This is a genomic window from Pseudomonas syringae group sp. 247E2 (assembly GCF_032587795.1).
Lineage (GTDB): Bacteria > Pseudomonadota > Gammaproteobacteria > Pseudomonadales > Pseudomonadaceae > Aquipseudomonas > Aquipseudomonas amygdali.
Genome location: NZ_JAWHPK010000020.1, coordinates 126,781 through 134,072 on the forward strand (window position 1 = coordinate 126,781; position 7,292 = coordinate 134,072).

A 7,292-nucleotide genomic window follows, 5' to 3' on the forward strand; every position below is an offset into this window, starting at 1 on the left:
ACATGACTGATACGTTGTCCCGTCTGGCCGAGGTGCTGGAATCACGCAAGGACGCCGCTGCCGACAGTTCCTACGTCGCCAGCCTGTATCACAAGGGCCTGAACAAGATTCTGGAAAAGCTCGGTGAAGAATCGATCGAGACCATCATCGCTGCCAAGGACGCTGCAGTCAGCGGAGATTGCAGCGACGTGATCTATGAAACCGCTGACCTGTGGTTTCATAGCATGGTGATGCTCGCAGCGCTGGGTCAGCACCCACAAGCCGTGCTCGATGAACTGGACCGCCGATTCGGCCTGTCCGGCCACGCGGAAAAAGCCGCTCGCACGGCAGAATAACGCTCACCCCTTTCAAGCTTGAAATCTTTTACGAGGACTGTTTCATGGGTATTTTTGACTGGAAACACTGGATCGTCATCCTGATCGTCGTGGTACTGGTTTTCGGGACCAAGAAACTCAAGGGTCTGGGCAGCGACGTCGGCGAATCGATCAAGGGCTTTCGCAAGGCGATGAATGACGATGACAAGCCAGCAGAACAGCCTGCACCTCAGCCACAGCAGGCACAGGCTGCCCCTCAGGGTTCGCCATTGAATCAGCCGCATACCATCGACGCGCAGGCGCACAAAGTCGACGAGCCGATCCGCAAAGACCAGGTTTAAGCCCATGTTCGGTATCAGCTTCTCTGAACTGCTGCTTGTCGGCCTGGTTGCCTTGCTGGTACTGGGCCCAGAGCGCCTGCCGGGTGCGGCACGCACCGCAGGCTTATGGATCGGCCGGTTGAAGCGCAGCTTCAATGCGATCAAACAGGAAGTTGAACGTGAAATCGGGGCCGACGAAATTCGTCGGCAGCTGCACAACGAGCACATTATTTCGCTGGAAGACGAGGCGCGCAAAATGTTCGCGCAGAATCAGCACCCCGAGACCACCTACGAGCCGGTTAGCCCGCAGCCGGCCTCGGTGCAGCCCGACGCCGCCAACACTGGTCACAACACCCTCGGCCCGGCGGAACCTGCGGCACCGAAAACCGCACTGTCGCTGGAGAAAACCGCGAAGCCTGTCGATGTCGGCACGCCGGTCCCGACGCCTCCCGCCCACGATTCGTCATTGCCACCGCGAGCACCATGAGCGCTGATATCCCGGAAAACGATCAGCAAATGCCGCTGATCTCGCACCTCACCGAGCTGCGTACACGTCTGTTGCGTTGTGTCGCGGCAGTGTTCCTGATTTTTGCCGGTCTGTTTTACTTCACGCAGAAGATCTACACGCTGGTGTCGGCCCCGCTGCGCGTCTACCTGCCTGAAGGCGCGACGATGATCGCCACCGACGTGGCCTCGCCGTTCATCACGCCGTTCAAGCTGACCATGATGGTCGCGCTGTTTCTGTCCATGCCGGTCATCCTGCACCAGATCTGGGGCTTTATCGCGCCGGGCTTGTATAAGCACGAGAAGCGCGTCGCAGTGCCACTGCTGGTGTCGAGCATCATCCTGTTCTACGCAGGCATGGCCTTCGCGTACTTTTTGGTCTTCCCGCTGATTTTCCACTTCTTCGCCAGCGTTACACCGGAAGGCGTGTCGATGATGACCGACATCGCCAGTTATCTGGACTTCGTGATGACGTTGTTCTTCGCCTTTGGCGTGGCCTTCGAAATCCCGGTGGCCGTGGTGCTGCTGGTGTGGATCGGTATTGTCGACGTCAAGTACCTGAAGAAGATCCGTCCCTACGTGATCATCGGCTGCTTCGTGGTCGGCATGATCCTGACGCCGCCGGACATCTTCTCGCAGACGTTGCTGGCAGTACCGATGTGGCTGCTGTTCGAGCTGGGCGTGCTGTGCAGTTCGATGATCAAGAAGCGTGGTGAACATCCGGACGATCAGGCCGAGGACGCTGACAAGCAGGATCAGCCGCCCGCGACCACACCGTGAACCTGCTGTTGCTTGAGGAAGCCGATTTCATTGCGGCTGACCGGGTAGTCCTGCGTGACCGCCGTCTGAAGCACATGCAGGAGGTGCATCGTGCAGAGGTCGGCGACAGTCTGCGCGTCGGCCGCATTAATGGCCTGCTGGGCAGCGCCGAACTGCTGCGCCTTGAACCTCATGAAGCAGAGCTGCGTGTTTCGCTGGATAGCGCCCCGCCGGCAAAACTGCCCATCACCCTGTTACTGGCACTGCCACGCCCCAAGATGCTCCGCCGGGTGTTCCAGACCATCGCGACCATGGGGGTGCCGAAAGTCATCCTGCTGAACAGCTACCGGGTAGAAAAAAGCTTCTGGCAGACGCCATTTCTGGAGCCCGAGGCCATTCGCGAGCAATTGATTCTGGGGCTGGAGCAAGCGCGCGATTCTGTGCTGCCGGAAATCATCATCGAAAAGCGCTTCAAGCCGTTCGTTGAAGACCGTTTGCCGCACATGGCTGCAGGCACCCTGGGTCTGGTCGGCCACCCCGGTGACTTGCCTGCCTGCCCGCGCGCGGTTACCCAGCCTGTCACGCTGGCTATCGGCCCCGAAGGCGGCTGGATCCCTTATGAAGTCGACTTGTTGCGACAATCCGGCTTGCAGCCTGTGCAACTTGGCGAGCGCATTCTGCGCGTCGAAACCGCTGTAACTGCCCTTCTCGCTCGTCTGTTCTAGACTCTGTTACATCAACCAGGCCGCTTCAGTTAGTTGATGCGCTGCCGATGTAAGTGCATTCATAAAAGAACAGACAGCTAAGGAGTGGTCATGTCTCATGGGTTATCTCAACGTCTCGCCAATGCGAGTGTCAGCCTGAAATTGGGAATAGGCTTTGGTCTGGTCATGCTAATGACCCTGATGATCTCGGCCACAGGCTGGTTCAGCAACCAGGCACTGATCGATCGTGGAGATCGTGTCACAGCGATTGCAAAAATCAACGAGCTGACGCTCCAGCTACGCATCGACCGCACCCGTTACGAAGACCTGTTCAACGCAGAAAGCGCGGCCGAAGTCAGAAAGACCCTGGATCAACTTGATGCCGCACTGGTGCACGCGCGAAATCTGCTGCGCTCGCCCGAAAACATCCAGTCACTCGACGGTCAGATTCAGTCCGCTCGCGAATACCGCCAGTCTTTCGCTGACATGACCAAAGCTATCGATGCTCGCGAGATCAGCCGCAGCCAGATGGGCGACAATGCTGACAAGGCGGTGGATCAGGCAAACAAGGTTGAAGCCGAGCTGCTCAAGGCAGACAACATCCTCGCCTTTAACGGCATCGTCGGCGTCAGCAAGCTGATTCAGCAGGCGCGCTTCCAGGTTCGCGGTTACACCTACAGCGGCCGTCCGGATTTCGAAAAGAACGCCAACCAGGCCATTGATGAAGCCATTACCGGGATCAATACCCTGGCCGGTGACATTTCCTCCGAGTACCTGCCGTTGCTGCAGCAGGCCGTTGTCGGGCTCAACGGCTACCGCGCTGCAGTAGGCCAGTATCGGGACACGCAAGCCGCCAGCAAGGCCGCGCTGGAGAAAATGACGGCACTGGGCACCAAGATGCTGAACACCAGCGATGACATGATCGCCAGGCAGAACAAAAGCCGCGACGCAGACAGCGAAAAATCTGTTTTTATGATCACGGTGGCCACCGCTCTGGCCTTGGTGATCAGCATTCTGGCAGCCTGGGTAATCACTCGTCAGATTACAACGCCCCTGCAGGAAACCCTTGAAGTGGTGGAGAGAGTTGCTTCCGGCGACCTGAGTCGCAACCTGCGGGTCGACCGCAAGGACGAGTTGGGCAAGCTGCAAAGCACGATCCAGCGCATGACCGTCAGCCTGCGCGAGCTGGTGGGCGGAATTCGCGATGGCGTGACCCAGATCGCCAGCGCTGCGGAAGAACTCTCGGCAGTGACCGAACAGACCAGTGCCGGGGTCAACAGCCAGAAAGTCGAGACCGATCAGGTCGCCACCGCCATGCATGAAATGACTGCCACCGTTCAGGAAGTCGCGCGCAACGCCGAAGAAGCCTCTGAAGCAGCCGTCGCCGCCGACCAGCAGGCCCGTGATGGTGAGCGAGTGGTCAACGAAGCCATTGCGCAAATCGAGCGCCTGGCTTCTGCAGTGGGCAATTCCAGCGAAGCCATGGGCGCTCTGAAACAGGAAAGCGACAAGATCGGCAGCGTGCTGGACGTCATCAAGTCGGTCGCGGAACAGACCAACCTGCTGGCGCTGAACGCCGCCATCGAGGCCGCCCGCGCCGGTGAAGCGGGTCGGGGCTTTGCCGTGGTCGCCGATGAAGTGCGCAGCCTGGCGCAGCGCACGCAAAAGTCTACCGAAGAGATCGAAGCGCTGATCGCCCGTCTGCAAAGCGGCACACAGCAGGCCGCAACCGTCATGGACAGCAGCCGGGAACTGAGCACCAGTAGCGTTGAGCTGACACGTCGGGCTGGTGGCTCATTGGAAAACATCACCAAAACCGTCTCGGCTATCCAGGCAATGAACCAGCAGATTGCAGCGGCCGCCGAGGAACAGAGCGCGACCGCAGAAGAGATCAACCGCAGCATCATCAATGTCCGCGATGTGTCCGAACAGACGTCTGCGGCCAGCGAAGAGACCGCGGCGTCCAGTGTCGAACTGGCAAGACTTGGCAACCATCTTCAATTGCTGGTGAGTCGCTTTACTGTCTGACCTGGCAGCATCCAGCCCGCGCCAGCACTGAGCGCGGGCTTCTTCTCCCGTAAAAACGTGACACCGTTCACCCCTCCTTCGTGCTCGGAAATATCCTACGACCTTCTCAGGTCACGCAATGAATCACCACGCCGATGCGCTCACAACGCATGTTCTGACTCGCCCGGAACATGCTTTTGTTCGCTCATTGCAGGAGATTCCTATGTTCCGACTGATCAATCACGCGCTCGGCAACATGAACGTCAGATTCAAACTGTCACTGGGTTTTGGCCTGGTGCTGTTATTGACGCTGATCATCACACTGACCGGCTGGCATGGCCTGTACACCATGATCGACCGCTCCGAGTCGCTCTCGGACATTGCCCAGCTCAACAGCCTCACCAAAGACCTGCGTGCCGAACGCATCACCGATCGCGTGGAAAAAACGCCAGAAAGCACGGCATTGGTGACAGACAAGCTCAACGAAATGAAAGCCCAGCTCACAGCGCTGCACCGACAGAGCCTTGAGGCGGAAACCATTACGCTGCTCAACGGACAGTTTGAGACGGTAAGCAGACTCGAGAAAACCTTCGCCGACGTCCGGGCCAACCGTCAGACTCGTAACCAGGTACGCACGCGCCTGGAGCAGACGTCAGAGCAGGCCTTGCAGGCCATCGCACTGGTTGAGAGCGAGGTACTCAAGAGCGTAAGTCAGGAACAGGACAGCACTGAGCGGATGGAGGAATTCACCAACATTTCCCAGCTCAGGCAGCAGGTACAGATCGCTCGCTATCAGGTACAGGCCTATACCTTCACCACTCGCGATGCCGATGAAGCCGCCGCCATTGTCGCCATCGACGAAGCGCTCAAGGAAATCGGGCAGATCGGGCAGGACGAGGACAGTGAAAGCCTTCAGGGCCTGGGAGCCGCCACTACAGCTCTGCAAGGCTATCGGGAAAGGCTCAACGAGTTCAAACAGATACAAACCAAAGCCGAGGCGGACCAGGAACTTATGAGAAGTCTCGGCGACCAGTTGCTGGACTCCGTCGCCGCGTTGAACCGTCTGCAAACCGCTCAGCGCGACAGTGAAGCAGTTAATTCCAGCACCACCCTGAGCAGTGTTGCGGGCCTGGCGCTGCTGGTCGGGTTGCTGGCCGCCTGGGTCATGACCCGGCAGATCACCGTACCTTTACAGCAGACGCTGCTTGTCGCAGCACGCATCGCTCAGGGTGATCTGAGTCGGGACATGTCAGTGACCCGTCGTGACGAAATGGGTCAGTTACAAGGCAGTATGCAGACCATGACGGTCAGCCTGCGCGAGCTGGTCGGCGGTATCAGCGAGGGCGTATCGCAGATCGCCAGCGCGGCCGAGCAGTTGTCAGCGGTGACCAAGCAGACCTGCATCGGGGTCACCAGTCAGAAAGACGAGACCGACCAGGTGGCCACGGCCATGAATGAAATGGCCGCGACGGTGCAGGAAGTCGCGCGTAATGCTCAGGAGGCTTCCCAGGCCGCGGCTCAGGCGGATCAACAGGCCCGCAGCGGTGAAGAGGTTGTCGGGCGGGCTATCAGTCAGATCGAGCAACTGGCTCGCGAGGTAGTGAACTCTACGCAGTCGATGAGCGAACTCAAGCTGGAAAGCAACAAGATCGTCGGCGTTCTCGACGTAATCAAGTCGGTTTCGCAGCAAACCAACCTGCTGGCCCTGAATGCGGCCATTGAGGCAGCTCGCGCTGGTGAAGCCGGACGCGGCTTCGCGGTGGTCGCCGATGAGGTACGCGGCCTGGCGCAACGCACGCAAAAGTCCACAGAAGAGATCGAGGAATTGATCGCCGCACTGCAAAGTGGCACCCAGCAGGTCGCAACCACGCTGGACAACAGCCGCACCCTGACCGACAACACCGTTGAACTGAGCCGCCGCGCGGGAAGCGCGCTGGAGCAGATCACCCGTACGGTGGCGACCATCCAGCACATGAACGAACAGATCGCCACCGCCAGCGAAGAACAAAGCGTGGTTGCCGAACAGATCAACCGTAACGTCATCAGCGTACGCGACATCTCCGAACAGACCGCCGCCGCCAGCGAGCAAACCGCAGCCTCCAGCGTCGAACTCGCCAGACTGGGAACTCACTTGCAGACACTGGTGGGGAAATTCAGGGTGAGTTGAACCACCATTGCACCAGCAGGCGGCCCGGCTAACACTATCGCGCCCATGCTCCGCGTAGGCATACCGATCCTTACGCTCCGCGTCCTCTGACGACGCAGAGCGTCGTGAACTGCATTCCCACGCTGGAGCGTGAGGAACGAGCGTCGTCAGGGATAACACCATCGTGCCCATGCTCCGCGTAGGCATGCCGGTCTGGACGCTCCGCGTCCTCTTGCGACGCAGAGCGTCGTGAACTGCATTCCCACGCTGGAGCGTGAGGAACGAGCGTCGTCAGGGATAACACCATCGTGCCCATGCTCCGCGTAGGCATGCCGGTCTGGACGCTCCGCGTCCTCTTGCGACGCAGAGCGTCGTGAACTGCATTCCCACGCTGGAGCGTGAGGAACGAGCGTCGTCAGGGATAACACTATCGTGCCCATGCTCCGCGTGGGCATGCCGGTCTGGACGCTCCGCGCCCTCTGACGACGCAGAGCGTCGTGAACTGCATTCCCACGCTGGAGCGTGAGGAACGAGCGTC

At 59.4% G+C, this 7,292-nt stretch carries 7 protein-coding genes and 1 pseudogene; all 8 read left to right on the plus strand.

Going from position 1 to position 7,292, the window contains the following annotated elements; genetic code table 11:
* Positions 1 to 2: 2 nt before the first annotated feature.
* The 8 genes and pseudogenes from RYC18_RS19095 to RYC18_RS26575 all read left to right on the plus strand — a co-directional run bounded on the left by RYC18_RS19095 (position 3) and on the right by RYC18_RS26575 (position 6,775).
* Positions 3 to 335 carry a phosphoribosyl-ATP diphosphatase gene (locus tag RYC18_RS19095; RefSeq protein ID WP_002551631.1) on the plus strand — a complete coding sequence of 111 codons (333 nt, stop codon included), beginning with the start codon at positions 3 to 5 and terminating at the stop codon, positions 333 to 335.
* A 44-nt stretch (positions 336 to 379) separates the two neighbouring features.
* Positions 380 to 655, plus strand: a complete 276-nt coding sequence (locus tag RYC18_RS19100) for a twin-arginine translocase TatA/TatE family subunit (protein WP_002551630.1) — start codon at positions 380 to 382, stop codon at positions 653 to 655.
* A gap of 4 nt (positions 656 to 659) precedes the next feature.
* Positions 660 to 1,121 carry a Sec-independent protein translocase protein TatB gene (gene tatB, locus RYC18_RS19105; RefSeq protein ID WP_316886605.1) on the plus strand — a complete coding sequence of 154 codons (462 nt, stop codon included), beginning with the start codon at positions 660 to 662 and terminating at the stop codon, positions 1,119 to 1,121.
* The gene (tatC, locus tag RYC18_RS19110) at positions 1,118 to 1,918 is read left to right on the plus strand and encodes a twin-arginine translocase subunit TatC (RefSeq protein WP_005743129.1); all 801 of its coding nucleotides are present in this window, start codon (positions 1,118 to 1,120) and stop codon (positions 1,916 to 1,918) included. Before tatB ends, tatC begins: the two co-directional genes overlap by 4 nt.
* Positions 1,915 to 2,622, plus strand: a complete 708-nt coding sequence (locus RYC18_RS19115) for a 16S rRNA (uracil(1498)-N(3))-methyltransferase (protein ID WP_005778655.1) — start codon at positions 1,915 to 1,917, stop codon at positions 2,620 to 2,622. Before tatC ends, RYC18_RS19115 begins: the two co-directional genes overlap by 4 nt.
* Before the next feature lie 171 nt (positions 2,623 to 2,793).
* Positions 2,794 to 4,629: a methyl-accepting chemotaxis protein gene (locus tag RYC18_RS19120; protein ID WP_410478378.1), complete on the plus strand. Its 1,836-nt coding sequence runs from the start codon at positions 2,794 to 2,796 to the stop codon at positions 4,627 to 4,629.
* A gap of 235 nt (positions 4,630 to 4,864) precedes the next feature.
* A pseudogene (locus RYC18_RS26570) lies at positions 4,865 to 5,917 on the plus strand (methyl-accepting chemotaxis protein); the annotation flags it as partial.
* 141 nt (positions 5,918 to 6,058) lie between these two features.
* Positions 6,059 to 6,775 (plus strand): methyl-accepting chemotaxis protein, encoded by a 717-nt coding sequence (locus RYC18_RS26575; RefSeq protein ID WP_410478379.1) that lies wholly within the window; start codon positions 6,059 to 6,061, stop codon positions 6,773 to 6,775.
* The last annotated feature ends 517 nt before the right edge of the window (positions 6,776 to 7,292 follow it).